We start from the raw sequence: 26,708 nt of genomic DNA, 5'->3' as shown, positions 1-26,708 counted from the left end.
TTTTTGATTATTTCAGAAACAGATACTTCTAAACCTTTATAAAAATCACCTTTTTTAAATTCTGGTAAGGCATAGCTAGATATAATATCTTTAGTTTCGTCATAATTAAGTGTGTTATGTACCTGGTCACTACCTTGTATCTGGATTTGTCTCAACTCTTTACTAAAAACAATTAAAACGGCTGTGTTTAGTTTTAGTTTATTGGCTAAATAAGTATTCAGATCCAATGAGTACTCAGGAATATCAGAATAAGGTTTTATTGAAGGAGTTGTAACAAGAATAATTTTATGACCCGAGCTTGTCTCGCAAGATTTTAAAGTATTTTTTAAAGCTGCTATTTGACTTGGAGATAATATTTTTTCGAAGTCATTTACATAATCATATGATTTCGAAAAAACATTTTGAGGTTCAGAGGTTGAACTTACTGCATTTTTTGTTTGAGCAAAAAAACTATTTAATGAAAATAAGGTAATTGTAATAATAAAGAAGATCTTTTTCATATTAGTACTGAGGGTTAGATTTGGTGGTGCGAAAATAAGACTTTATTATGATAAAACATTCTTCAAATTTGTATGAAATGGTTAATATTTTATTGGTTTTATGTGAAGTATGTGAATTAACAAAATAGAAACTTTTACTTGACATTATCGAGAAGTAAAATCATAAAAAAAATCCGACTTGCTTTTGCAAATCGGATTTTAAAATATTTCAGAAATAGAATTAATACCAATTATAAAATGGACTTTCTATTTAGGTTCTATCTGATTTAAAATATAATTTTTAGCAAGAGGACCAGTAATTTCTTTATTGTCCATATCAAGCTGTGTTAGTGTTCTTTCTCCCACTAAGTAAGATGTTGTTCTGGTTTTATCTTTAGTTATAGTCGTGATTATGTTTCCTTCTTTATTCCATGTAGTTGTTCCTTCATCGGTAAATTTATTATCTTTTGTTTTACCCAGATATGTTTCTTTTATAGAAAAAGTTTTGTCGTCATTTATTGTTATTTCCTGCTCAATTCCTTCACAATCTGCACATGGTATAATTCCTTTATAGGTACCAACCCAATCTAATGAATTTTGTGATGTATGTTCATCATGAGTTACAATTGTATCTTGCGTTACTGTATCTTGTTTCATGGCATCTTTATCTTTACAGCTCGCCATTAATAGCCCTGCCATTATCAGTGTTACGATTTGCTTTTTCATTTAGTTGAGTTTTATTAGATTAAGTAAATTTAAATATTATATAATAAGAACGTGCTAGTAATTTTTTTATTACGTGTTAGGACAGGGTTTTAGAATTAATTAAAAAAAGTAAATCATAAAAAAAATCCGACTTGCTTTCGCAAATCGGATTTTAGATTGAAAATTATATTCTTAACTAAGGGAATATTACAAGTGAATTACTTCGCCGTATGCATCAGCAACAGCTTCCATAACAGCCTCACTCATTGTAGGGTGAGGGTGAATAGATTTTAAGATTTCATGTCCGGTAGTTTCTAGTTTACGAGCTACAACTGCCTCAGCAATCATATCTGTAACACCAGCACCAATCATGTGGCATCCTAACCATTCGCCATATTTAGCATCAAAAATTACTTTTACAAAACCGTCTGGAGTTCCAGCAGCTTTAGCTTTTCCTGAAGCAGAGAATGGGAATTTACCAATTTTTAATTCGTATCCTTTTTCTTTAGCTTGTTTTTCAGTTAAACCTACAGATGCAATTTCTGGAGTTGCGTAAGTACAACCAGGAACGTTTCCGTAATCGATTGGATCTACGTGTAAACCAGCAATTTTTTCTACACAGTTAATTCCTTCAGCAGAAGCTACGTGAGCCAAAGCTTGTCCAGGAGTAACATCACCAATAGCATAATATCCAGGGATATTAGTTTGGTTGTAAGCATTTACCAAGATTTTATCTCTGTCTACAGCGATACCTACTTCTTCAAGACCAATGTTTTCGATGTTAGTTTTAATTCCAACAGCCGAAAGAACGATGTCAGCCTCAAGAACTTCTTCACCTTTTGCAGTTTTAACAAATGCTTTTACACCTGCACCAGTTGTATCAATACGCTCTACAGAAGAGTTAGTCATGATTTTAATTCCAGCTTTTTTCAAAGAACGCTCAAATTGTTTAGAGATATCTTCGTCTTCTACAGGAACAACGTTTGGCATAAATTCTACAATAGTAACTTCAGTTCCCATTGAGTTATAAAAATGTGCAAACTCAACTCCAATAGCTCCAGAACCTACAATAATCATAGATTTAGGCTGAGTAGGTAAAGTCATTGCCTGACGGTATCCTATTACTTTTACTCCATCCTGAGGTAAGTTAGGTAACTCACGAGAACGAGCACCTGTAGCAATAATAATATGGTCAGCGCTATATTCTGTAACTTTATTATCTTTATCAGTAACGTCAAGTTTTTTTCCTGGTTTAAGTTTACCAAAACCATCTATAACGTCAATTTTATTTTTCTTCATCAAGAATTGAACACCTTTGCTCATTCCTTCCGCAACTCCACGGCTACGTTGTACAACCGCAGGGAAATCTTTATCGAATTCAGAAACAGTCAATCCGTAATCGGAAGCGTGTTTTAGATAATCAAAAACCTGAGCCGATTTAAGTAATGCTTTGGTAGGAATACAACCCCAGTTTAAGCATACACCACCTAGGTTTTCTTTTTCAACTACGGCTACTTTAAAGCCTAATTGTGATGCTCTAATGGCAGTTACATATCCGCCTGGACCACTTCCTAAAACAATAACGTCGTATTTCATTTTTTAAGTATTTATTTTATTTTTAAAATTGAAAGCTGTATAAAACGCATTTCATTTTCTATTTTTTAACAATGAATAGAGATTGCGAATTTAAGGATTTATTTTAAAAAAAGGTTTAATTTTTATTTCAAGGTCAATTTACATTGGCTATTTCACAGAGATTGAAATAAAAGTGATTTAATTTGCTAAAATTAAGTAAATAATCACCTTTATTTTACGAAAACAGCAGTAATTAAAACAGAGTTCTAAATTAATTTGCTATCACAAATTGCGAGTCATATAAGTTTTTGTAAAACCCTTCGGCACGATTTATCAATTCCTGATGCGTTCCTTGCTCTACAATAAGACCTTTATCCATAACCACAATTTTATCGGCGTTTACAATCGTTGCCAATCTATGCGCAATAACAATCGAAGTTCTGCCTTTGGTAATCGTTTCGGTAGCACGCTGGATTAATTCTTCAGAGTAGGTATCTATAGATGAAGTTGCCTCATCTAATATTAAAATACTCGGATTACTCACATACGAACGCAAGAAAGCGATTAATTGGCGCTGACCAGAAGAAAGCATTACACCACGTTCCTTAACATCAAAATCATAATTATCAGGCAAGCTCATAATAAAATCATGTACTCCAATTACTTTGGCAGCTTCTACAACCTTAGCTTTGGTTATCTCAGGATTATTAAGCGTAATATTATTGTAAATCGTATCGGCAAACAAGAATACATCTTGCAAAACCACCGCAATTTGCTTGCGTAATGAAGCCAGCGTATAGTTCTCTATATTATGACCGTCAATACAAATTGTTCCGCTATTAATTTCATAAAAGCGATTCAGTAAGTTTATAATAGTCGATTTTCCTGCACCAGTCGAACCTACAATAGCTATAGTTTGTCCGGCTTCAACCGATAAATCAATGCCTTTAATAACTTCCTCCTCTGGGATATATCCAAAACGAACGTCCTTAAATTCGATACTTCCGTTGAAAATAGGAGCTTCGATAGTTCCAGTATCCTGAATATGGTCTTGAGTATCGATAATATCAAAAACACGATTGGCAGCAATCATTCCTAATTGCATCTCGTTAAATTTATCCGCAATCTGACGCAACGGATTAAATAACATCCCGATAAACATCGTGTAGGAGAATAAATCCCCAAAAGTCGTAAAGTTATCGCCATTCAGGATTTTAAATCCACCAAAAACGACAATGCAACCCAATGTAAGTGACGAAATAATATCGGCAATAGGGAAGAAAATCGAGTTATATAAAATAGTTTTTATCCATGCTTTTTTATGTTTACCGTTTATTTCCTTGAAACTTTCGTACTCAGCATTCTCACGATTAAAAAGCTGAACAATTTTCATACCCGTAACACGCTCCTGTACAAACGAGTTCATGTTGGCAATCTGAGTTCGAACTTCCTCAAAAGCAACCTGCATTTTACGCTGAAAAATACGAGTGATGTAAACCAAAATAGGCATGGCAATAACCACAATCCAAGTAAGTTTCCAGTTCATATAAAACATAAAAATTAGCACAACAAGCATTTTCATCAAGTCGCTAATAATCATAAATAAACCCTGGCTGAAGATTCTGGCAATCGACTCAATATCCGAAACCGAACGAGTAACCAATTGTCCTACAGGTACAAGGTCAAAATATTTCATTCTAAAACTCAAAATGTGTTTAAACAACTTCGTGCGGATATCCTTTACAATATCCTGACCTAACCAGTTTGCCCAATACACAAAATAAAACTGCGAGAAAACCTCCAGTAAAAGCACAATTCCCATTAAGGTTACATAAAAAAGTAAACCCAATTGGTCGTGAGTTTTAATATATCCGTCCACCGTTTGCTTAAGCAAATAGGGGCGAAGAGCGGCAAATATAGAGAGCGAAACCGCAAAAATGATTACACCATTATAGCGCCATTTGTAAGGTTTAGTATAAGTAAGAATTCGTTTGAAGAGGCCAGTATCAAATGCTTTTGCTTTCATTTTATTTTTTTTGCTTTAGGCTTTAGGCTTTAGGCTTACTGCCTATAGCTTAAAACTATAAATAATCGTAAACAACCTTAGTTAAATACAATCCGTGTGCCGGAACCGAAAAACCTGCTTTGTCTCGGTTTTTACTAGCAATGATATTTTCAAAATCATCCAGCGTAATTTTGTGTAAACCAATGTTTATCAAAGTACCAACAATGGCGCGAACCATATTTCGTAAAAAACGATTGGCCGAAATGGTAAAAATCAGCTTATTATCTTCGGTTTTCCAATACGCTTCAAAAATACTACAATCAAATGTATTTACATCAGTGTTCACCTTCGAAAAGCATTGGAAATCGGTGTGATTTAACAAAATTTTAGCAGCTTCGTTCATCAAAGCAACATCCAGATATTGATGAAAATACCAACTAAGTTCCTCCAGAAAAGGATCTTTGACTGTATTAATATGATATTCATAAGTACGTTTGGTTGCATCAAAACGACAATGCGCTTCGTCCTGAACCAAGATAACATCATAAATAGCAATGTCTTTTGGTAAGTAAGAATTGAGTTTGTGAACCAAATTCGGAACGACAATAGGAGAATCATAATCAAAATGAGCAAACATTTCTTTGGCATGAACACCAGTATCAGTACGACCAGCCCCCATTAAATTAATAGGAGTATTTAATAAAACAGAAAGTGCTTTGTTTAAAGTTTCCTGAACTGATGACGCATTAGGCTGAAATTGCCAACCATGATAATGTGTGCCGTTGTATGCAAATTGTATAAAATATCTCATTTTAAGGTGCAGAGGTTCTAAGATGCAAAGGTACAAAAAAGGTTCAAAGGAACAGAGATGCAAAAGTGCAAAGGTACTGAGGTTTTAAGGTTTTTTTAGGGACGCATTGTAGAGACGCACCGCAGTGCGTCTAACACAACGGGATAAGGTTTTTGTCTATACGATGTGTAATCATTTTTATCGGTTATTCGTAGAGGCGCACCGCAGTGCGTCTCACGTTAGATATGAAAATAAACAAAGACACAATGTTTATGTTTTCCTGTAGAAAACTTTTGCATCTCTGTTCCTTTGAACCTAATTAAAGAACCCTTGCTTCTCTGAACCTATGTACCTTCCTCAAAAAACTGTTAAAATCAAAAATACCAATCATAGTTTGTTCAGTAAAAAATCGTGTCAGAAATTGACAATTCTAACGATTTAATCAGGGGCTTTTTTTAGCATTATTTAAGAAAAATTAACAAAAGTTAATTTTGAAAATATTTCATTTTAACAGGAAGTATTTCTGCTATGTTTGTAATCTAATATATCAAAACTATGAATGAAATTACTTCTTATTGGTGGATAATTTTAATCTTATTCTCCATCGTTTTTTACAAATTTATTTTACGTGTTTTCTTCGGAATGGTGATGGTTCCAGAGGATAAGATTGGTCTTGTGACTAAAAAATTCGTTTTGTTCGGAACTGATAAATCGCTTCCTGATGGTCGTATTATTGCGACAAAAGGAGAAGCAGGTTATCAGGCAAAAACACTTGCTCCGGGTTTATACTGGGGAATGTGGATCTGGCAATATTCGATAGATATGACTGGATTTACAGTTATTCCGGAAGGAAAAATTGGACTCGTTTTAAGTAAAGACGGAAAGGAAATTCCAACCGGTCGAATCTTAGCCCGAAAAGTAGAAAGTGACAACTTTCAGGATGCTACTTTTTTCCTGGACAATGGCGGACAAAAAGGACGTCAGACTGCTTTTATTACCACAGGTTCGTATCGTATAAATACGTTCTTGTTCGAAATTGTAATTGCAGACCAAATCAAGATTTATGAGAACATGATTGGTATTGTAACAGCGCTTGACGGAGAACCAATTCCGCAAGGACAAATTGCAGGAAAATTTGTTGAAGGTCATAATAACTTTCAGGATTTTGACAAGTTTTTGGATACTGGTGGAAATCGTGGTTTACAGCCTCAGGTAATGTTGGCAGGATCGTACTATATTAATACATGGGGAATCTTGATAGAACAAAATCCAATGACTGATGTGCCTATTGGATATGTTGGAGTTGTTATTTCGTATATTGGAGAAGATGGTCAAGATGTTACCGGAGATACTTTTAAACACGGAAACATTGTTTCAAAAGGACAACGTGGTGTTTGGATGGAACCTTTTGGACCTGGAAAATATGCCTTAAATAAATATACGACTAAGTTAGAAGCAGTTCCAACAACCAACTTGGTTTTGAACTGGGCAAATGCCAGAAGCGAGTCGCATGATTTAGATAAAAATCTTTCTACGATTACTGTTCGTTCAAAAGATGGTTTTCCATTTAATCTGGATGTGGCGCAAATTATTCACGTTCCGGCTGCCGAAGCGCCAAAAGTAATTGCTCGTTTTGGAAGCATGAATAACTTAGTTTCTCAGGTTTTAGAGCCTACAATTGGTAACTATTTCAGAAACTCGGCACAAGACAGCGATGTTATTTCTTTCTTGTCTACAAGAAAAGAACGTCAGGAATCGGCTAAAAATCATATTAAATTAGTTCTTGATGAATATAATGTAAATGCTGTTGATACTTTGATTGGAGATATCGTTCCGCCAGATTCATTGATGAAAACTTTGACAGATAGAAAATTAGCAGAAGAGGAGCAAAAAACATATCAAACTCAAAGAATGGCGCAGGAACAACGCCAGGGAATGGAGAAAGAAACCGCGATTGCAGATATGCAGAAAGAAATTGTGCGTGCTTCGCAAAGTGTAGAAATTGCACAACGTACCGCAGATGCAACCGTGAAGAAAGCTGAAGGAGATGCAACCAGTTTAAAACTGAATGTAAACGCCGAAGCCGAAGCTACAAAAATGCGTGCCAATGCGGAAGCTGAAGCAACAAAAGCAAGAGCAGGAGCACAAGCTGAGGCTACCAAATTGAACGCAAGTGCAGAAGCGGAAAGGATTTCTAAAACAGGTTTAGCCGAAGCAGAGAAAATTATGGCAATTGGTAAATCGACTGCAGAATCGTACCAACTTCAGGTTAGCGCGATGGGTGGAGATAATTTTACCAGATATAAAGTTACCGAGGAAATTGGAAAAGGAAACATCAAAATAATTCCTGATGTTTTAATTTCCGGAAACGGTGGTTCTGATGGTTCGATCAGTGGTTTGTTAGGATTAAAACTAATGGAAATGATAGATACCAAAGATTCTAAAGATGTTAAAATTCCTAAGAAATAGTAACTATTGTAAAATGTAAAACGTTAGAGATGAAATGTAAAAGACATCGTATAACGTAGTGACGGACAGAAGTGCGTCTAACACAAAGTTTGAAATCCGATTTGCGAAAGCGAATCGGATTTTTTTATTAAAAAACTCAGCAACTTAGCCCCTCAGAACCTTAGCATCTTTAAAGAAAACCTTTGTACCTTTGCAACTCAGAACCTTTGTACCTATAATGAAAAAAATCCTCCTACTTTCCGATACGCACAGCCATATTGATGATACAATTTTAAAATACGTTTCCCAAGCCGATGAAGTGTGGCATGCGGGAGATATTGGAGATTTATCGGTTACCGATGCTATAAAAAAAGTAAAACCATTACGTTGTGTTTATGGAAATATTGATGATGCCAAGGCACGATTAGAATTTCCTTTAAACAATCGTTTTATGTGCGAAGATGTTTCGGTTTGGATTACTCATATTGGTGGTTATCCCGGAAAGTATAGTCCTGCTATAAAAGCAGAAATGGCTTCTGATCCTCCTAAATTATTTATATGCGGACATTCACATATCTTAAAAGTAATGTTCGATAAAAAGAATAATTTGCTGCATATGAATCCTGGAGCTGCGGGTAAAAGTGGTTTTCATCAAGTGCGCACGATGTTGCGATTTGTGATAGACGGAGATAAAATAAAAGATTTAGAAATTATAGAAATCGAGAAACGTAATTAATTTATACCAGGTTTACTATTGGAACTTCTATTCTAATAGAGGTACCAATATCAATTTTAGATATAACTGCTATTTCACCTTTTAAATTCTTTATTCTGGCTCTAATTTGGTTTAGACCAAAGCCTTCGTCGATATGAAATTTATTTGTTTTATATCCTTTGCCGTTATCATTTACATTGACAATCAGGTGGCCATTTTCTTCAACTAACGAAATACTAGCAAGAGAAGCTTCACTATGTTTTATAATGTTGTTTAAAAGTTCCGAAATGATGAAATAGATTCTCATTTCAAATTTTTCATTGTATCGGGTTTTCGATGGAATAGCACAAGAATACTCAAAAAGTATCGTCGAATTAGAATTCTTTTCGCATAAATCTTCCAGCGCATAAAACAAACCAAATCGAACTAATAATGTAGGTAAAAGTTCATGAGATAAATCACGTACTTTATCATGAGCTTCTTGCAGAATGAATTTTGTTTTAAGAATTTCTTCAGAAACAGGTTCGTTTTGAGTCGAAAAAACATTTAAATGCATTCCTGCCGAAGATAATAAGGCACTAATATTATCGTGTAAGAATAAAGCAATTTTCTTTCGTTCACTTTCCTGACCGTCGATACTGGCATTGATTATGTTTTGTTGTATTTTGCTTTGAATATCCTTTAGTCTGTTATTTTGTTTCAGTTTAGTATTCTGATAGAAAAAATAAAACAAGATGATACTAATAACAAATAGAGAAACCATAATACTAACCACTTTCTTGTTACGGGATTGCTCCGATAATAAAGATTGTTGTTTTGATTTGTACTGCGATTCTATTTTATCAATGTCTCTTTTGTATTGATCTACTTCTAGGTTAAGACCAGCAACATCTACTTTTCGTAATTTATCTTCATTATTTAGTTCTTCGTTTAAAGTAGTATAAAGAGCTAGATTGTCATAGGCTTCTTTAGATTTTCCTATTTTTGATAAAAACTTAGAATATTCTTGATAAGTGAAACATAAATCTGATTTTTCATTTCCTTCTCGACCAATTTTTATTGCTTTTTTAAAAAATAAATCTGCTTTTTTGTTATTGTTTTCATGATTGTAATACATACCGTTAAGCATATTTAATACTACCAAAGTAGAAGCATCACCATGTTTTGAGTGGAACTTATTAATGTAACTTAAGTAAGGATAACCGTCTTTATAACCACCAATGTCAAAATAAGCCCAAGTAATATTTAGTTTTGTAAAAACTACTTGTACCGAGTCTTTTATTTTAGTACTGTAAAAAAGAGACTTTTTATAATAAGAAATTCCTTTTTCATATTCCTTTTTATTAAAGCAGTAAATATTACCTAAATTATTATAAAGCCAATTCTTAAGTTCGCCATTGTTGGTTTTCTCGGCATATATTAATCCTTTTTTGTAATAAAATAAGGCTTTGTCAGGTTCTGTTAATTCATCAAAATTGGCAGCAATTGTATTGTATGATTTTGCAATAAGATTTGGATCATTAGCAGCGATTGCATAGTTTAAAGTAAGACGGGATAGTGTTAGGGATTTTTCGTATTGTCCTTCACGCATAAATTTTACAGCTTCATCATAAAGTTTTTCTGTCTCTTTTTTAGAAAGAGGCTTGCTTTGAGGGTAAAATTTGTTGCTTAAACAAATTAGCAATATGACGAGTAATAAGACAATTCGATTTTTGTGCATTTAATATAATGATTATTATATATGTAATTTCAAAGATTAGGGTTCAAATTTAATAATTAATTTTATTGCTATTGATGTTTAATTGATGCTCAAAACGTGACATGTTAATATAGAATACAATAGTAAGTAATTTAATATTTGATGATTTATATAAAACCAGTTTTTAGGATTAAATTACGATTCAGACATTATCGGAACATCTATCTTTATTGAGGTTCCCATGTCAATTTTGGAAATAACTTCGATATCTCCTTTCAAATTTTTTATTCTTGCTCTAATTTGATTCAGACCAAAGCCTTCAGCGATGTTAAATTCATTGGTATTATAGCCTTTTCCGTTATCATTTACATTAATAATAAGATTCGAATTATTCTCTACTAACGAAACACTGGCAATGGTAGCCTCACTGTGTTTTATGATATTATTTAAAAGTTCTGAAATTATAAAGTAGATTCTCATTTCGAATTTTTCATGATAACGAGTCTTCGGGGGAATTGTACAGGAGTATTCAAAAAGAAGAGTCGAGTTCGAATTTTTTTCGCACAAATCTTCAAGAGCATAAAACAAACCAAAGCGAACTAATAATGTAGGTAAAAGTTCATGAGATAAATCACGTACTTTATCATGCGCTTCTTCGAGAATGAATTTTGTTTTAAGAATTTCTTCAGATACAGGTTCGTTTTGAGTCGAAAAAACGTTCAGATGCATTCCTGCCGTAGATAATAATGCACTAATGTTGTCATGTAAAAATAATGCTATTTTTTTGCGCTCACTTTCCTGACCGTCAATACTGGCATTAATGATGTTTTGTTGTATTTTGCTCTGTACATCTTTAAGTCTGTTTTTCTGTTTAAGTTTGGTATTTTGATAGAAAAAATAGAATAAGATGATAGTAACAATAAATAAGGAAAACATAATGCTAACAATTTTTTTGTTGCGGGATTGTTCCTTTAATAAAGATTGTTGTTTGGTTTTATATTGAGATTCAATTTTATCAACTTCTCTTTTGTATTCATCTAATTCAAGATTAACACCTACAAGTTTTGTCTTTTTTAATTCTATAGACTCAGTAAGTTCTTTGTTGAGGGTGTTGAGTCGAATTATGTTTTGATATGCTTTTTTGTAGTTGTGATTTCTGAATAAAAAATCTGCGTATTTTTCATGTGTTTTTGCTAAATCAAATTTTTCATGACTTTTATTTCCTAGTGCAATTGCTTTCGTAAAAAAAGCATTTGCTTTTATTGTATCGTTTTTATGATCGTTATATATCGCATTTAGCATATTTAATGCAACCTCAGTTGACTCATCTCCATATTGTTTAAATTCATTTATATAATTTAAATAATCTAAACCTTTGTCGTAATTTTTAATCTCAAAATAGGCCCAGGTAATATTAAGTTTTTTAAGATATATTCTTGAATTTTCGGGTGAATTCTGGCTGTATTCAAGTGATTTTTTATAGTGATTAATCCCTTTTTGGTACTCTTTTTTATAGAAAAAATAGGTGTTTGCCAGATTGTTATGGATTTTGGCTTTTAATTTATTGTCGTTAGTTTTATCAGCGTAATATAGTGCTTTTTGATAAAAAACTAAAGCTTTGTCGAGCATGATTAAATCATCAAAATTTAGGCCTATTGTATTGTAAGAGTATGCGATAAGATAGTTGTCATTAATGTCAATTGCTTGTTTTAAGGCAATTCTTGATTGCTTCAATGATTTCTCATAATTGTTAGTTTTCCAGTTACTAACAGCTTCTTTTATTAATTTATCAATTTCATTTTTTGGAAGTGGCTTATTTTGAGAGTAAGAGTCGGTGCTAAAACATATTAGTAATATAATGAGTAATGAGAAAAATTGAGTTTTATGCATTTAATACGACTGTTATTTTATAGATAAGAATTTCTAACATTTTAGCTCCAAATTTAATAATTAAATCCCTTTATGATTGAAAAAAAAAAGTTATTATTGTGTAGGTAATGTTTCTGGTTAATTAAGGCTTTTTATGAATAGATTTACGAATTTAATTTGTAAGTAATTAAAGACTAAATAGATGTGTTGATGGTATCTGAGATAGCTGTAATGCTTGTTTGTATAAAAATAGGTCATTTAGGGAGTATTATAAGTACCATAGAATTCAGTAATTTACCAGAAGATCCTAAAGATTATTTTAGGTATATCAAGCTTAAATTCTGACAAAAATAGATAAAAAGGTGTAATTCACTAAATAATAAAGACAGAGCCCAAAGTGTCTTAAAATGATTTGGGATTAATTAATTTAAATAAAATAACAAATGTCAAAACAATTTTTAGAAGGAGAAGAAAATTACAATTTAGCAGGAGAAGATCCAAACACTAATACTGGAGGTGAACCAACTCCTGAAGATGAAAATCAACCAGAAGAGCCAATAGAAGAAAAGGTAGATATTGATAAAGGAGGAAAGGGAGAAGGTTAATAAAATCTATTGCTAATTAACTTAAATAAAAAGGCGTAAATTAATTTAGTAAAGAATAAAAAAAGTGCTTCAGTTTCTGAAGCACTTTTTATGTTTATGATTTAATCAAATTGTTCTTAATCGCATATTTTACGAGACCAATAGTGTTTTTTGTTTTTAATTTTTTCATGATATTCTTGCGATGAGTTTCGACAGTATTAGTACTGATGAAAAGCAATTCACTAATTTCTTTTCCACTATATTCAAGAGAAATCAATGTGATAATCTCAAGTTCACGTGAGCTTAATATAGAATTTTCTTCTCGCGTACGTTCGTTGAGTTTAGGATTACCTCTTGTAAAAGTGGTAAATATTTTTTCTCTAACTGAGTCGCAAAAATATTCTTCACCTTTATTAACAGCTTCAATAGCCTCAATGATATTTTCGCCAGCACATTTTTTGGTTAGATAACCACTGGCTCCAAGATTCATTACCTCTTTAATGATTTTTAAATCATCATAACTAGAAAGGATTATTACTTTGCAGGGAAAACCTTTTTCTGAGAATTCTTTAAGGACTTCGATACCATCTTTTTGAGGCATACTAATATCTAGAACTAAGATACTAGTGTTATTTGTAGATACATCATCAAAAATATTCATTCCGTTCAAAGAAGAGCCTACAACCTCAAAGTCAGAAACGGTATGTAATAAATTGGTAAGCCCGTCAATAAGTACCTGATGATCATCGGCTAGATGTACTCGTATTTTGTCTTTCATAAAAATGATAACTATTCGTTTCAAATTTATGAAAAAATAAGGGACTATAAGTGTTTATAGGGCTTAATTTAATCATAGTAGTGCAAAAATCTTGATATTTCCCACAAAAAAACCCGAATTATATAATTCGGGTCTTCTTCGCACAAAATAAATTAAGTTTATAGGTTTACCTCAATCTATCCACAGATTTTACAAGATCTTCATCCTTTTTGATGGCTTTATTAGCTAACACTAATAATACGATAGCAACTATAGGTAGAAACATCCCAATACCTTTCTCAGAAACAGCAGGTGTTTCTCCAGATACATTTAGTGAATGATATACAAACAATCCTAATAAAATTAAATTTAATATTATATTTAGTCTGCCCATGACAAACTGGTTTTGTCTCTTTTTATATGAAATAATACTTACGATAGATAACATAGCACTTAAACCTAGTAAAACAACGTAAAGTTGATTTTGCATGAAATAATAAGGCTTAGCATCTGCTGTTGTCCAAAGCGGAACGAAAGTCATTAATATAGTAACCGCAAATGTTAAAAGTAAATATATAGTTTGAATTCGTTGTATCATTTTCTTGATTATTGTTTTACAAAAATATATTTTCTTTTTTACAAATACTATTGTATGATAAAATTTTATTCGTATTATTGCATCACAATACCGTAAGCACTTCATACTGCGGTTGATTCAAAAAAAAAACAGTACTACCTATTCTTTTACAGTATTTCCGAAAATTAATTAAATTCATAGAACATTCATGTTTGATATTTCTGCATTAAAAGAAATGAAGCTTTCTGAGCTTCAAGAAATAGCTAAGTTAGCTAAAACAATAAAATTTAACGGTGTAAAAAAGGACACATTAATAAGTCAGATTTTAGCACATCAAGAAACGACTGTGCAACCGCCAGTTGTTCAAAAAGAAAATGAAGTTGTTGAAGATGATAAGCCTAAAAGAGCTCGAATTGTTCCAGTTAAAAAAGCAGCTATACAAAAGAATACAGTTCAAAAGAATTTAGTTTTTGAAGAAGAAAAAGAAAGTAAACCAACTGAAATTCTTGATACTCCAATAGCACTAATTGCTCCAGAAGCAGAATCTATAGAAACAGTTGAACCTGTTCAAACATCAGAAAAGATTGTTCCTGAGAAAAAAGGATCAAAAATTATAAAATTCAATAAATCGGCCTACGAAAAAAAGGTCGCTTTACAAAAGGAAAAAGAAGCAGCTAAAGAGGTTGCGCCAGAAGCAGAAATTTCAAATGAAAATTCATCTGAAACTGAAAATGAGACTCCAACAAATGCTACATCGGAAAAAACTGAAGCACCAGTTCAGGTAAAAAAGACAAATCCGAACCAGAATAAGCAGAATCAAAATCCAAACCAGAACCCGAATCAAAATCCAAATCAAAACGGGAATAATGGTAATCAAAATCCAAACTTTAAGAATAAAAAGAATAATTTCAGAGACTCTGATTTTGAGTTTGACGGAATTATCGAAAGTGAAGGTGTTCTGGAAATGATGCCGGATGGTTACGGATTCTTACGTTCTTCAGATTATAATTATTTAGCTTCTCCAGATGATATTTATTTATCAACTTCACAAATCAGATTGTTTGGTCTTAAAACAGGTGATACAGTAAAAGGAGTAGTGCGTCCTCCTAAAGAAGGAGAAAAGTTTTTCCCATTAGTTCGAGTTCTAAAAATAAACGGACATGATCCTCAAGTAGTTCGCGATCGTGTTTCATTCGAACATTTAACTCCAGTTTTTCCTTCTGAAAAATTTAAATTAGCCGAAAAGCAAAGTACAATTTCAACTCGTATAATCGATTTGTTCTCTCCAATAGGAAAAGGGCAACGTGGTATGATTGTAGCACAGCCTAAAACGGGTAAAACAATGTTGCTTAAAGATATTGCAAATGCTATTGCTGCAAATCATCCAGAGGTATATTTAATCGTTCTTCTTATAGATGAGCGTCCTGAGGAGGTTACCGATATGCAACGTAGTGTACGTGGAGAAGTAATTGCTTCTACTTTTGATAGAGAACCACAAGAACACGTTAAAATTGCTAATATAGTATTAGAAAAAGCTAAACGTTTAGTAGAATGTGGTCATGATGTAGTAATCTTGTTAGACTCGATTACACGTTTGGCTAGAGCTTACAATACGGTACAGCCAGCTTCTGGTAAAGTATTAAGTGGAGGTGTTGATGCGAATGCATTACAAAAACCAAAAAGATTCTTTGGAGCTGCTCGTAATGTAGAAAATGGAGGTTCATTAAGTATTATTGCTACAGCATTAACGGAAACCGGATCAAAAATGGACGAGGTTATCTTTGAAGAATTTAAAGGTACAGGTAATATGGAGTTACAATTGGATCGTAAGATTGCTAACAAACGTATTTTCCCTGCAATCGATTTGACTTCTTCAAGTACGCGTCGTGATGATATGTTACTAGACGAGAAAACATTACAAAGAATGTGGATCATGAGAAAATACCTTTCAGACATGAATCCTGTTGAAGCAATGGACTTTATCAATGATCGTTTCAAGAAAACCAAAAACAACGAAGAGTTTTTAATCTCTATGAATGACTAGAGGAGAGGTTCAAAGGCTTTAAGTTACAAAGGTTCAAAGGTTTTACTTTTGGAATCTATAAATATAAAAAAAGGGATGAGTTTTGAACTCATCCCTTTTTTTGTGAACATCAGAACTTTTGCAACTCTCTATCAAAGACGCACTGCGGTGCGTCTCTACGGAAAACCTCTGAACCTTATTTTACTTTTTATCAACTACTGGTCTGTTTTCTCTGTTTGCTAAATCCCAGGCAATTACAAAAGCAAGTTGTGTTCTTTTTGTTAAAGCATCGTATTCGATTTTTTCTGGTTCATCGCCTTTTTGGTGGTAATCTTCGTGAACTCCATTAAAGAAAAATACAGATGGAATACCATGTTTAGCAAAATTATAATGATCAGAACGCTCATAAAAGTGATTTGGATCTTTTGGATCATTGAATTTGAAGTCCAAATCGAGTTTAGCGTACTTTTCGTTTTGGGCTACTACAATATTATGTAAATCGCTAGATAATCTGTCGGCACCAATTACATATACATAATTGTTTGATTTTGCATGTTCTACATCGCGACGTCCAATCATGTCAATATTAATATCAGCGATTGTATTTGCAAGCGGAAACAATGGGTTTTCTGAGTAAAAACGTGAACCGTGTAAACCATGTTCTTCTCCAGTTACATGTAAGAAAAGTATAGAACGTTTAGGTCCATGTCCTTCTTTTTTTGCTTTTGCAAAAGCTTGTGCCATTTCTAGTAAAGCAACTGTTCCTGAGCCATCATCATCGGCACCATTATATACTTCACCATCTTTTACACCTACGTGATCGTAATGTGCAGAAATAACTAAGACTTCATCTGGCTTTTCTGAACCCTCGATATACGCCCAAATATTTTCTGAATCGGGTAGGTTTTGATTTCTTTTGGCATTAAGGTAAGAAGCCGGAACGGGTTGGTAGTAATCGGCTGCCCCTTTAGGAAAAGAAACTTTGTCCTTTTTATACTGATTAATTAAATAAACTCCTGCCTTTTTTTGCCCTTCTGATCCAGTTTCTCTTCCTTCCATTTCATCAGAAGCTACTATGTAAAGATGCTTTTTTAAATCTTTGGCAGTAATAGTGTTCATGTATTTGGTTGGATCCGAATTATCCTTTGCAACAACACCTTGGGTGTTTTTACATGAAAATGCCGAAGCAATTACGAATAGAATTAATAATTTTTTCATTGTTTATTTAATGTAAATTGATAAATGTGTAAAAAGCGAATGCAACTAGTAAAAATAGTATAAAAATTGAATTTATGAAAAATAATACCATACTTTTCATAAATGATACAATTCTTGACTCTCCGTAAAATCTATGGTGAGCAGGGAAAAAATAATAAAACATCCACAGTACTCCGGCAGCCGTGAACCAATTAATTATAGTAGAAAGAAATGGATAGTTTATTGCATCTCCTATTTTTCCTATTGTGAATAGAATTAAGAATATTAGTAATAAGAATGAAAAATAATGTAGGGTAAATATCCCGTGGTCAAAATAATACCAACGCTTTTTATTATGAAAAATCCATAAAAAGAAAGCGAAAAATGGCATGATGATAAATAAAACTTTAGGTAAATTGTGTATAAATGACTCTACGAATTTATCAAGTACTTCTCGGCCATTATTTTTATCTTTTATAAGTTGGACTTTTCTGTTCAGCCAATAACTAAAGTCGGAAAGTTTTTTAGATTCAGGACCATATTTTTGAATGGAGTCTAGTTGATTAACAGATGTATATCCAAATTGAATTAGGCTTTCTTTGCTTGCTTTGGGATTACTTAAAACTTCTTCAATCGCTTTTTTATCTTCTTTCGATATTGATTCAGAGTTTAGTAGTGCTTTTACATCTTTATTTTCTTTTAATGACTTGGTAATGGTTGTAGTTTGCTTTTGAACGTTTTCTGGATTAATAGCTTCGCTTGTGTCGTCATTTACATGAAGAGGAAACATGGCGATTAAAAGAAAAGTTACAAAACTGATAAAAATATAAAGACGAACTGGTGCCAAATAAGATAATCGTTTTCCTGAAAGATACTCTTTGGTTAAAGCTGATGGTTTAAATAAAAGATTTTTAATCGTGCGCCAAAAAGCATTTTCATAATGCGTTAAATCCTCAAAAAAGTGAATGAATAAATGGTGAAATGTTTTTCTGGTATCAGTGTTTTCTTGTCCACAATTAGGACAGTAATGTTGTTCGACAACGTGTCTGCAATTTAAGCAGGTTTTGTCTTTTCTTAATGGACTTTTTGACATAAATTATTTGGTTTGGTATTTTTTTGGTTTGAGATTATTGTATTTATTTTTTTAATACTTCGTTTAAGAAAAGTTTTAAGTGTTCGAATGAACGTTTGGCAGCTTTTTCATTGTATGCAGCTCCTTTAGAATTATCGTTTCCTGCTTCGGGATTGGTGAATGAGTGTACCGCGTTGGCATAATAAATCATTTGCCAATCGGCTTTGGTGTCACGCATTTCTTGTTGAAAAGCGGTGATTTCTTCTGCAGATTCATATGGATCATCTGCACCATGGCAAACTAAAACTTTGGCTGTAATAGTTTCGTTGGTTCTGGCAGCATCTCTGGCTAAACTTCCGTGAAATGAAACAACACCTTTTAAGTTAAGATGACCTCTTGCAGCTTCCAGAACGCCTGTTCCTCCAAAACAATATCCTATTGCAACGATATTGTCGGCATTAGCTCCAGATTTTACCAATTGTTGCAAAGCAAGATTAATTCTTTTCTGGAATTCGGTATAGTTGGTTTTGTAATGGGTAGCAATTTTGTTAGCTTCAGTAGTATTTTTTGGGTAATTACCTTCTCCATATATATCGGCAATAAAGACATGATAACCTAGTTTAGCCAAATCTTCGGCAATTGCTTTTGAAGCATTATCGATTCCTAGCCAAGCGGGAATCATTAGTATACCTGGTTTATTATTGCTTTTTGTAGTTGGCTGAATGGCTAAGCCGTTAAGAGTCTGACTGCCATCGATATATTTTACGGGCTTTAATTGTGCAAACATAATTGTGGTATTTAGTGAAATTCCTAAAATAAATAGATATATGGTTTTCATAATAATATGTTTTTAAGACAAATATCAGAAATATAATAATAGAAAAAAACCTCAAAAGATTTTTCTTCTGAGGTTTATATTGATTGTTGTAGATTATGTAAATTATTGACCTGGATGATAGGTACGTTCGGCATTTTTTTCGACATCTTCTTTATAAAACAAAACATCTTTAAACTGCCTTTTTTGGTACATTTCGGCTTGGTCGTAAAAATGTTTTGATTTAACATCGCCACTGTTTCCACCTGCAAGCAAAGATTTTGCTTTTACTTTAGTGCCAAATTCTACGGCACAAACAAAACTATTGCCATTATATCCGTAACGCTTTTTAGTATTTTTCTGGAAACTACTTTTAAATGAGGGTAAGCTGCCCCAAGATCCCGGGCCATATCCTATAGGTAAACTTGCCTGTGAATCATTATAAGTTAGATTTAGATCTCCTGATAATCTCTGAAAACGGTTTATATCTCCCCAAGAAACCTGCCATGTTCCCCATTTATCTTTTAATTCTTTTATTGTAGCTTGTAGTTGTGGAATTAATTGACTGTCGGTCGCATTTTTTGCAAAGTTTTTAGTGTTTTCTACCTGATCGGCTTCTCCTTCATTAATGTATGCTTTTTGTATAATTGGGTCTAATTTGTATGCCCATTCGACCGCTAGTGTTGTTGCAACAGAATTTTCTCGGGCATAATAATCCCAGTTTTTTAAAATAGCAATAGGTTCTGATAAATCACTAAATTCTAAATCAGTTAGGCTTATGTCTTTTTCAAAAGTAGTAAGTAAAGCTGGAATTAGTATTTCGAAAATGGAGAGTTTACTATCATAACCATCGGCGATTACTTTGTCCAGAGTATATTTTTCGCCTTTACTAAAAATACGAACAGCATTTATGCCTCTAAAATTTTCTCCGTCGGGTGCCATATATGCTGGATAGTTTTCTCTTTTAGGGCTATTATCACCAGCTACAGTGTAAGGTGTAGAATTACAATTTTGTAACCATCCATTTGTGGGATTATATAAATGAACTGTTTCCGATATTTCGTGTAGTCCTTTCCATTGTGTGGCCGATGTTGTGCCGTCTATAACTTTTGACCAATTTAGTTTTTTATCTCTAATAGGTATAAAGTTCCCATGCCAGTACCCAATGTTTCCTTTGTTATCGGCATATACGGTATTGTTGGATGTATTTGCTTTTAAATCCATTGCTTTTTTATAATCTTCAAATCCTTTTGATTTGGTTCTGACCCAGCTTTGAACCAAACTATTCATGGAGCGATTGTTAGATTTAAGACTAATCCATTTTCCATCTCGTTTAGCCATTATGGGACCATTGTTTGTAAAATAGGTTTTGAACTTTTTTGGAATTAATTTTCCATTTTCTAAATAGCTAATTGTGATTTTCTTCTCAATTACAGGAATCAATTCCTGGTCATATTCATAAAATAGGTTTCCGTTTTTTTCGACTATTTTTTCGGCATACATATCGGCAACATCTACATTTGAAGAAGTATGCATCCAACCACAGTTTTCATTAAATCCCTGATAAACGAAAAATTGTCCCCAAGTTACTGCGCCATATACATTAAGACCTTCTTCGCTTGTAACTTGTACTTCGGGTCTGAAATAAAAAGTAGTATGTGGATTGATATAAAGAATTGAATTTCCAGATGCGGTTTTAGAGGGGGCAAAAGCAAATCCGTTAGAGCCAGTTTGCACATTTTTCTCTCGTTCTACATATGCTACTTTGTCATTGTTTCCAGAGTAAAATGCTTTTAATTCTCCTGTAGAAAGATCGGCTGTGCTTATGGCACCAATACTTCCATCAGTCCAAAGCAAAGGAAACCAAGGTTCAAAATGGGTTAATAAAAGAGGTTTTACTTCGGGATGTTTGTATAGATAATAGTTAATTCCGTGAGCATAACTATTTAGTAGTTTTTTTAACCAAGGAGCGGCTTTTTTATAATCGGCTTTGGCTTCATTAGCATCTATTAAAAGTTTAATTTCTAAATCATTATATAAAACTGATTCTCCTTTTATTTCAGATAGGCGTCCTAGTTTTTCTATGTAATTCATTTCAATACGTTTAAAATCGTCTTCGCATTGGGCATACATTAAGCCAAAAACAGCATCGGCATCTGTTTTTCCATAAATGTGAGGGATACCCCAATTGTCACGTATGATGGTTACTTTTTGTGCTTTTTCCTGAAGTTTTTTAACCTCTCTTTTTCTTGTTTTTTGCGAAAAAAGGGTTAAGCTCAAAAGGAAAAAAAAGAATATAAATAGTATGTTTTTTTTAGAATAAACCATATGATTTAGCCAGTTTAAGTTTCTTTCGAAATTAGTCTATTTTTTATAGACTTGCATTTCTTTTAAAAGCGCATCCTAATTCTATAATAGAATCTGTTTTGGCAATTCCTGGAATGCTATCGATTTTTTCGTAGAGTATTTTTCTCATGTGTTCGTGATTCTTGGCTATAATTTTTATGTAAAGGGTAAAGGATCCCGTAACATAATAACATTCGGTGATTTCGGGAATTTTTTTTAATGCCTCGATTATCCTGTCAGAATCTGAATCTTTATTAAGAGTTATTCCTGTAAATGATGCCCAATCGTATCCAATTTTCTTTTCGTTAACAACTGGTTTTATTCCAGATAATACACCTTGTTCTATTAAACGATTGATGCGCTGATGCACCATTGTATTAGAAATTTTTAAGTTGGTTGCAATAGCAGAATATGCCATTCGACCGTCTTTTTCTAATTGTTTGATGATGTTGATGTCAAATTCGTCTAATGAATCCATGAAATTTGTTTTAAATTAAATTGACTTTATTTTTAATTAAATAAATATAAATTGACTTTTTATGTCCTTAATCAAGTCAAAAGTATTAAAAATTATTGTAAAATTAAAAAATAGTCTTAGTTTTGTAAAAAGTTAAAAATAAAGATCATGGAACAGGTTCAACAAATTCTTTCGTCAAAATCTAATGTATTAATAGAGAAAGAAAATAAATACGGTGCTCATAATTATCATCCATTACCAGTTGTTTTAGAAAGAGGTGAGGGGGTTTATGTTTGGGATGTTGACGGAAAGAAATATTTTGATTTTTTATCGGCATATTCTGCGGTAAATCAAGGGCATTGTCATCCTAAAATTGTGAAAGCAATGGTGGATCAGGCTCAAACATTAACATTGACTTCGAGAGCTTTTTACAATGATAAACTAGGAAACTATGAAGAATTTGTAACTAAGTTTTTTGGTTTTGATAAGGTTTTACCAATGAATACTGGTGCTGAAGCTGTAGAAACTGCTATTAAATTATGTCGTAAATGGGCATATGAAGTAAAAGGGGTTGCTGAGCATGAGGCGCAAATTATTGTTTGTGAGAATAACTTTCATGGTAGAACGACTACTATTATTTCGTTCTCTAATGATGAGAGTGCACGTAAGAACTTTGGTCCTTATACTGCTGGTTTTATAAAAATAGAATATGATAATCTTGATGCTTTGGAAAAAGTATTGGAATCATCTAAAAATATTGCTGGTTTCCTTGTTGAACCAATTCAGGGTGAAGCTGGGGTTTATGTTCCTTCTGAAGGTTATTTGGCTAAAGCCAAAGCACTTTGTGAGAAACATAATGTTTTGTTTATTGCCGATGAAGTTCAAACGGGAATTGCTCGTACAGGAAAATTATTGGCTGTACACCATGAAAATGTTCAACCTGATATTTTAATTTTAGGTAAAGCAATTTCTGGTGGTGTATATCCTGTTTCGGCTGTATTGTGTAATGATGTTATCATGAACGTTATTAAACCAGGTCAACACGGATCAACTTTTGGAGGAAATCCTGTTGCTGCTGCTGTTGCAATTGCAGCTCTTGAGGTTGTAAGGGATGAAAATTTATCTGAAAATGCAGAGCGTTTAGGGATTATATTACGTAATGGTTTAAATGATATTGCTAAGCGAAATGACCTTATTACTTTGGTTCGTGGTAAAGGTTTACTAAATGCAATTGTAATTAACTGCGATGAAGAATCTGATCTTGCTTGGGAAATTTGTTTGAGATTTAGAGATTACGGTTTATTAGCTAAACCTACTCATGGAAACAAAATTCGTTTGGCGCCACCTTTGGTTATTACCGAAGATCAAATTAAGGAATGTCTTGCTATTATAGAAAAAGCACTTAATGATTTTAAAAAATAAGTAGCAATTGATAGCCTAATCTTGATGGTAACTTGCCATCTAGAGATTGGTATAAAATAAACACGAATTTCACGAATTGACACTAATTAGTTTGTGAAATTAATTTCACAAACTAATTTAATCTTTAAAATTTGTGCAAATTAGTGTAATTAGTGTTTAAAATTTATTTACAATATTCATAGCCTAGCCCTGATGGGAACGGCATCCTTTTTCTGGCTTTTTTAGACAGAAAAAGATATAGTGTACAGCAGGATTTAGCTCCTGAAAATTAAAAAAGCGATAGTTTGAGGACTATCGCTTTTCGTTTATAATTGCTTAAAATATCAAAAAAAGCAACTATTTCTTTAATGGGGATCCACCGGGCATTACTTCGGTTTTTAGTTTGAATTTGCTGTATTCGACTACTCCGGTTTTATCTGCCCAATCAAAATATTTAGCCGATAACTGATTTACGATTCCTGGATTTTGCTGGGCTACATTGGTAGTTTCGCCTCTATCGGTATCGATGTTATAAAGTTCCCACTCGTAGGATGGATATATGGAAACTAATTTCCACTTGCCATCTCTCACGGCTCGGTTTCCTGCTCTTTCCCAAAATAATGGTGTGCCTCGATCTACCTGCGAAACATTATTAAATAAAACAGGTATCAAACTACTTCCAACCAAAGGATTTGTCGTCACACCATTATATTCTTTGGGATATTGTATTCCTGCCAATTCGTAAAAAGTAGGGGCAAGGTCGATGATGTGTCCTGTTCCTTTATCGATTCGCCCAGCTTTTATTTGTGATGGATACCATGCGATAAATGGGGAACTAAAACCGCCTTCGTGCATATTGTTTTTATATTGTTGCAATGGGGTATTGGATAAATATGCCCAGTTTTGTTCCTGATAATCAAATGAACCTGATGTTCCTACTGGACCTGTATTTCGTACAAGTCCTCTGTTTAACGGATTGTAACTATTGAAACCGCCTTGTGCGCCATTGTCTGAAATGAAAATTATTAGGGTGTTTTTATCTTTTTTTAATGCTTTTAATTCGTTTAAAACTTTTCCAACATTTTGATCCATATTATCGACCATTGCGGCATAAACTTCCATTTTGGCTTTCCAGAATTGTTTCTCGTCGTAGGTTAATTTATTCCATTCTGGTACTTCGGGATCTCTTGGTCCAATGGTTTGATCTGCCTGAAGAATTCCGTTTTCTTTTAGTTTTTGGATTCTTTTTTCTCGTAAAACATCCCAGCCTTCATCAAATTTACCTCTGTATTTGGCAATATCTACAGGCTTTGCCTGCAATGGCCAGTGTGGCGCTGTAAAGGCTAAATACAAAAAGAATGGTTTGTTTTCTTTATTTTGTTCTTCTAGAAATGTTACAGCATTATTCCCGATTTCATCTGTAAAATAATACGAATCGTCTTTTGGGTGTAATTCGACATTGTTTTTTATCAGTTTTACTGGATAGGGTGTTTTTCCGAATGGCAATGGTTTGGTATCAAAATAGTTTGATGCTCCTTTTAGGATTCCGTAAAATTTATCAAATCCTCTTTGGTTTGGCCATTGTGCCTGATCCTCTGAACCTACGTGCCATTTTCCAGACAATAAAGTACTGTAACCACCAGAGCGGAAAACTTCGCCTAGGGTTAATGATTCTTTATTTAAATAACCTTGATAAGCTGGTAAGCCAAGATTTACATCAAAAAAACCTACGCCTGCTTTATGCTGATATTGTCCTGTTAATAAGGATGCTCTGGTTGGAGCACAAATAGAGTTGTTGTAAAATTCTCGTAATCGTAATCCTTCTGTGGCTAGTTTATCTAGGTTTGGCGTTTTTATTTCGGAGCCATAATTTCCTAAATCCGAATAGCCCATATCATCAACCATAATTAGGATGATGTTAGGTTTTGAAGTGTTGTTTTGTGCCTGAACTAAAACGACTGTTGTCAGTAGAAGGTTTAGTGTGATAATTATTTTTTTCATTCTGATTGATTATTATAAATTGGTAAGCCAAGGCTGTGTTTGCATTGTGTTCCAACGGTTGAAACCGTTGGCAATGTTTGTATCATGATTATTTGTCTTTGCAATCCATTGTCGAGCGATTAGTTTGATTTACATCGTCTGTTTTTTCTTGTCTTATATTCTATCGCATTTTAACTATAGCCCACGGTTTCAACCGTGTGGTACGAATCGTTATAATGTGTTGTTTTCTAGTGGTTTAAGCTGTTGTCAATGTTTGTATCATGATTATTTGTTTTTGCAATTCATTGTCGAGCCATTAGTTTGATTTACATTGTCTGTTCTGTTATATTTTAATCATAGCCCACGGTTTCAACCGTGTGGTACTCGATATTTAATTGCTAAATAGTAAAAAGGCGATTATTAGGGTTATGATTACATTGAATAACTGCGCGATTAAAAAGGCATATAATGGTTTTTTGGTGTTGTTGCTAAACAAATCTTTGAAGTTGGTTTCCAGGCCTATACTTGTAAAGGCTAATGCAAACCAAATTCCTTGTAAATTCTTTAAACTATCCTTGACCTGATCTCTAACTTCGGGAGTAAGCAGGAACGAAAAGATTAATGAGGCAGCTATAAAACCGATAACAAATTTTGGAAAACGTTCCCAGATAACTCCTAATGTCGGCTTGGATGCGACTGCTTCGGCTGATTTATTATGGGTATATGTCCAATAAACAGATATGGCAAAAGCAGCTAATCCTAATAATACATTTTGAGAGAATTTTACAATTGTACTTATTTTTAAAGCTGTTTCTCCTACTAGCGAACCTGATGCAACAACGGCTCCCGAGGTATCGATGCTCCCGCCTAACCAAGCTCCGGTTACTTCTTCGGGGAAGTTGAAATACTTGGCAATTATGGGCATAAATATCATCATGGGGATTGCTGTTACTAATACCATCGAAATGAACTGTGTTTAAAAGCAAATTTATTTTTAATTATTTTGTAAATAATATTCATTTTTTGATGCTAAAGCAAATGCTTGTTTAAGTAGTTTGTTTGCTACAGCGATTAAAGCTATTTTTTTAGCTTTTCCTTTTTCGACTAATCTATCGTATAATTCTTTACAAGCAGCATTACATTTTTTAGCAGACCAAGAGCAAACATATAGCATTGCCCTAATGCGACTCATGCCCATTTTACAAATTTTCGACT

At 33.2% G+C, this 26,708-nt stretch carries 21 protein-coding genes and 1 pseudogene; 5 read left to right on the top strand and 17 right to left on the bottom strand.

Annotated features, from left to right (window positions below; genetic code table 11):
* The 5 genes from B8T70_RS15890 to truA form a co-directional block, all read right to left on the bottom strand.
* The coding region (locus tag B8T70_RS15890) for a YgcG family protein (protein WP_086895459.1) at window positions 1–500 on the bottom strand (500 nt) is incomplete at its 3' end.
* A 246-nt stretch (window positions 501–746) separates the two neighbouring features.
* Window positions 747–1,205, bottom strand: a complete 459-nt coding sequence (locus B8T70_RS15885; protein ID WP_086895458.1) for a copper resistance protein NlpE — start codon at window positions 1,203–1,205, stop codon at window positions 747–749.
* Window positions 1,206–1,391: 186 nt separating this feature from the next.
* Window positions 1,392–2,780, bottom strand: a complete 1,389-nt coding sequence (lpdA, locus tag B8T70_RS15880) for a dihydrolipoyl dehydrogenase (protein WP_039112873.1) — start codon at window positions 2,778–2,780, stop codon at window positions 1,392–1,394.
* 250 nt (window positions 2,781–3,030) lie between these two features.
* Window positions 3,031–4,785, bottom strand: coding sequence for an ABC transporter ATP-binding protein (locus B8T70_RS15875; protein ID WP_086895457.1), 1,755 nt, complete (start codon window positions 4,783–4,785; stop codon window positions 3,031–3,033).
* Window positions 4,786–4,840: 55 nt separating this feature from the next.
* Complete coding sequence (gene truA, locus B8T70_RS15870; RefSeq protein ID WP_039112870.1) at window positions 4,841–5,575, bottom strand: tRNA pseudouridine(38-40) synthase TruA; 735 nt, start codon at window positions 5,573–5,575, stop codon at window positions 4,841–4,843.
* Window positions 5,576–6,109: 534 nt separating this feature from the next.
* Here truA and B8T70_RS15865 point away from each other — a divergent pair.
* Entirely contained in the window at window positions 6,110–8,023 is a 1,914-nt protein-coding gene (locus B8T70_RS15865) for an SPFH domain-containing protein (RefSeq protein ID WP_086895456.1), read from the top strand.
* A gap of 217 nt (window positions 8,024–8,240) precedes the next feature.
* Window positions 8,241–8,738, top strand: a complete 498-nt coding sequence (locus B8T70_RS15860; protein ID WP_039112868.1) for a metallophosphoesterase — start codon at window positions 8,241–8,243, stop codon at window positions 8,736–8,738.
* Window position 8,739: 1 nt separating this feature from the next.
* Here the strand turns inward: B8T70_RS15860 and B8T70_RS15855 are convergent, their stop codons facing one another.
* Window positions 8,740–10,437 carry a tetratricopeptide repeat-containing sensor histidine kinase gene (locus tag B8T70_RS15855; RefSeq protein ID WP_086895455.1) on the bottom strand — a complete coding sequence of 566 codons (1,698 nt, stop codon included), beginning with the start codon at window positions 10,435–10,437 and terminating at the stop codon, window positions 8,740–8,742.
* Window positions 10,438–10,611: 174 nt separating this feature from the next.
* Entirely contained in the window at window positions 10,612–12,306 is a 1,695-nt protein-coding gene (locus B8T70_RS15850) for an ATP-binding protein (RefSeq protein ID WP_086895454.1), read from the bottom strand.
* 422 nt (window positions 12,307–12,728) lie between these two features.
* Here B8T70_RS15850 and B8T70_RS23905 point away from each other — a divergent pair, with 422 nt between their 5' ends.
* Entirely contained in the window at window positions 12,729–12,890 is a 162-nt protein-coding gene (locus B8T70_RS23905) for a hypothetical protein (protein WP_165572095.1), read from the top strand.
* 94 nt (window positions 12,891–12,984) lie between these two features.
* Here B8T70_RS23905 and B8T70_RS15845 read toward each other — a convergent pair whose 3' ends face one another.
* Window positions 12,985–13,647, bottom strand: a complete 663-nt coding sequence (locus B8T70_RS15845; RefSeq protein ID WP_035619889.1) for a response regulator transcription factor — start codon at window positions 13,645–13,647, stop codon at window positions 12,985–12,987.
* Window positions 13,648–13,813: 166 nt separating this feature from the next.
* Window positions 13,814–14,224, bottom strand: a complete 411-nt coding sequence (locus B8T70_RS15840; protein WP_039112865.1) for a DUF4293 domain-containing protein — start codon at window positions 14,222–14,224, stop codon at window positions 13,814–13,816.
* A 187-nt stretch (window positions 14,225–14,411) separates the two neighbouring features.
* Between B8T70_RS15840 and rho the strand changes: the two genes are divergently transcribed.
* Window positions 14,412–16,247, top strand: a complete 1,836-nt coding sequence (rho, locus tag B8T70_RS15835) for a transcription termination factor Rho (protein WP_086895453.1) — start codon at window positions 14,412–14,414, stop codon at window positions 16,245–16,247.
* A gap of 180 nt (window positions 16,248–16,427) precedes the next feature.
* Here the strand turns inward: rho and B8T70_RS15830 are convergent, their stop codons facing one another.
* From B8T70_RS15830 to B8T70_RS15810, 5 genes are all read right to left on the bottom strand, one after another.
* Window positions 16,428–17,444, bottom strand: coding sequence for a M28 family metallopeptidase (locus tag B8T70_RS15830; protein ID WP_039112862.1), 1,017 nt, complete (start codon window positions 17,442–17,444; stop codon window positions 16,428–16,430).
* Window positions 17,445–17,451: 7 nt separating this feature from the next.
* Window positions 17,452–18,516, bottom strand: a complete 1,065-nt coding sequence (locus B8T70_RS15825) for a DUF3667 domain-containing protein (RefSeq protein ID WP_039118174.1) — start codon at window positions 18,514–18,516, stop codon at window positions 17,452–17,454.
* Window positions 18,517–18,559: 43 nt separating this feature from the next.
* The gene (locus B8T70_RS15820) at window positions 18,560–19,333 is read right to left on the bottom strand and encodes a dienelactone hydrolase family protein (RefSeq protein ID WP_086895452.1); all 774 of its coding nucleotides are present in this window, start codon (window positions 19,331–19,333) and stop codon (window positions 18,560–18,562) included.
* Window positions 19,334–19,435: 102 nt separating this feature from the next.
* Complete coding sequence (locus B8T70_RS15815; protein ID WP_242667498.1) at window positions 19,436–21,589, bottom strand: penicillin acylase family protein; 2,154 nt, start codon at window positions 21,587–21,589, stop codon at window positions 19,436–19,438.
* Between the two features lie 91 nt (window positions 21,590–21,680).
* Window positions 21,681–22,133 carry an Lrp/AsnC family transcriptional regulator gene (locus B8T70_RS15810; RefSeq protein ID WP_039112858.1) on the bottom strand — a complete coding sequence of 151 codons (453 nt, stop codon included), beginning with the start codon at window positions 22,131–22,133 and terminating at the stop codon, window positions 21,681–21,683.
* 147 nt (window positions 22,134–22,280) lie between these two features.
* Here B8T70_RS15810 and rocD point away from each other — a divergent pair, with 147 nt between their 5' ends.
* Window positions 22,281–23,534: an ornithine--oxo-acid transaminase gene (gene rocD / locus B8T70_RS15805; protein ID WP_039118170.1), complete on the top strand. Its 1,254-nt coding sequence runs from the start codon at window positions 22,281–22,283 to the stop codon at window positions 23,532–23,534.
* Between the two features lie 336 nt (window positions 23,535–23,870).
* Here the strand turns inward: rocD and B8T70_RS15800 are convergent, their stop codons facing one another.
* From B8T70_RS15800 to B8T70_RS15790, 3 genes and pseudogenes are all read right to left on the bottom strand, one after another.
* Window positions 23,871–25,514: an arylsulfatase gene (locus B8T70_RS15800; protein ID WP_086895450.1), complete on the bottom strand. Its 1,644-nt coding sequence runs from the start codon at window positions 25,512–25,514 to the stop codon at window positions 23,871–23,873.
* 370 nt (window positions 25,515–25,884) lie between these two features.
* Entirely contained in the window at window positions 25,885–26,454 is a 570-nt protein-coding gene (locus B8T70_RS15795) for a YeiH family protein (RefSeq protein WP_242667497.1), read from the bottom strand.
* 33 nt (window positions 26,455–26,487) lie between these two features.
* A pseudogene (locus B8T70_RS15790) lies at window positions 26,488–26,708 on the bottom strand (IS110 family transposase); the annotation flags it as partial.

Source organism: Flavobacterium sp. AJR (assembly GCF_002156885.1).
Taxonomy (GTDB): domain Bacteria; phylum Bacteroidota; class Bacteroidia; order Flavobacteriales; family Flavobacteriaceae; genus Flavobacterium.
This window is presented reverse-complemented; position numbering and strand designations above follow the sequence as displayed.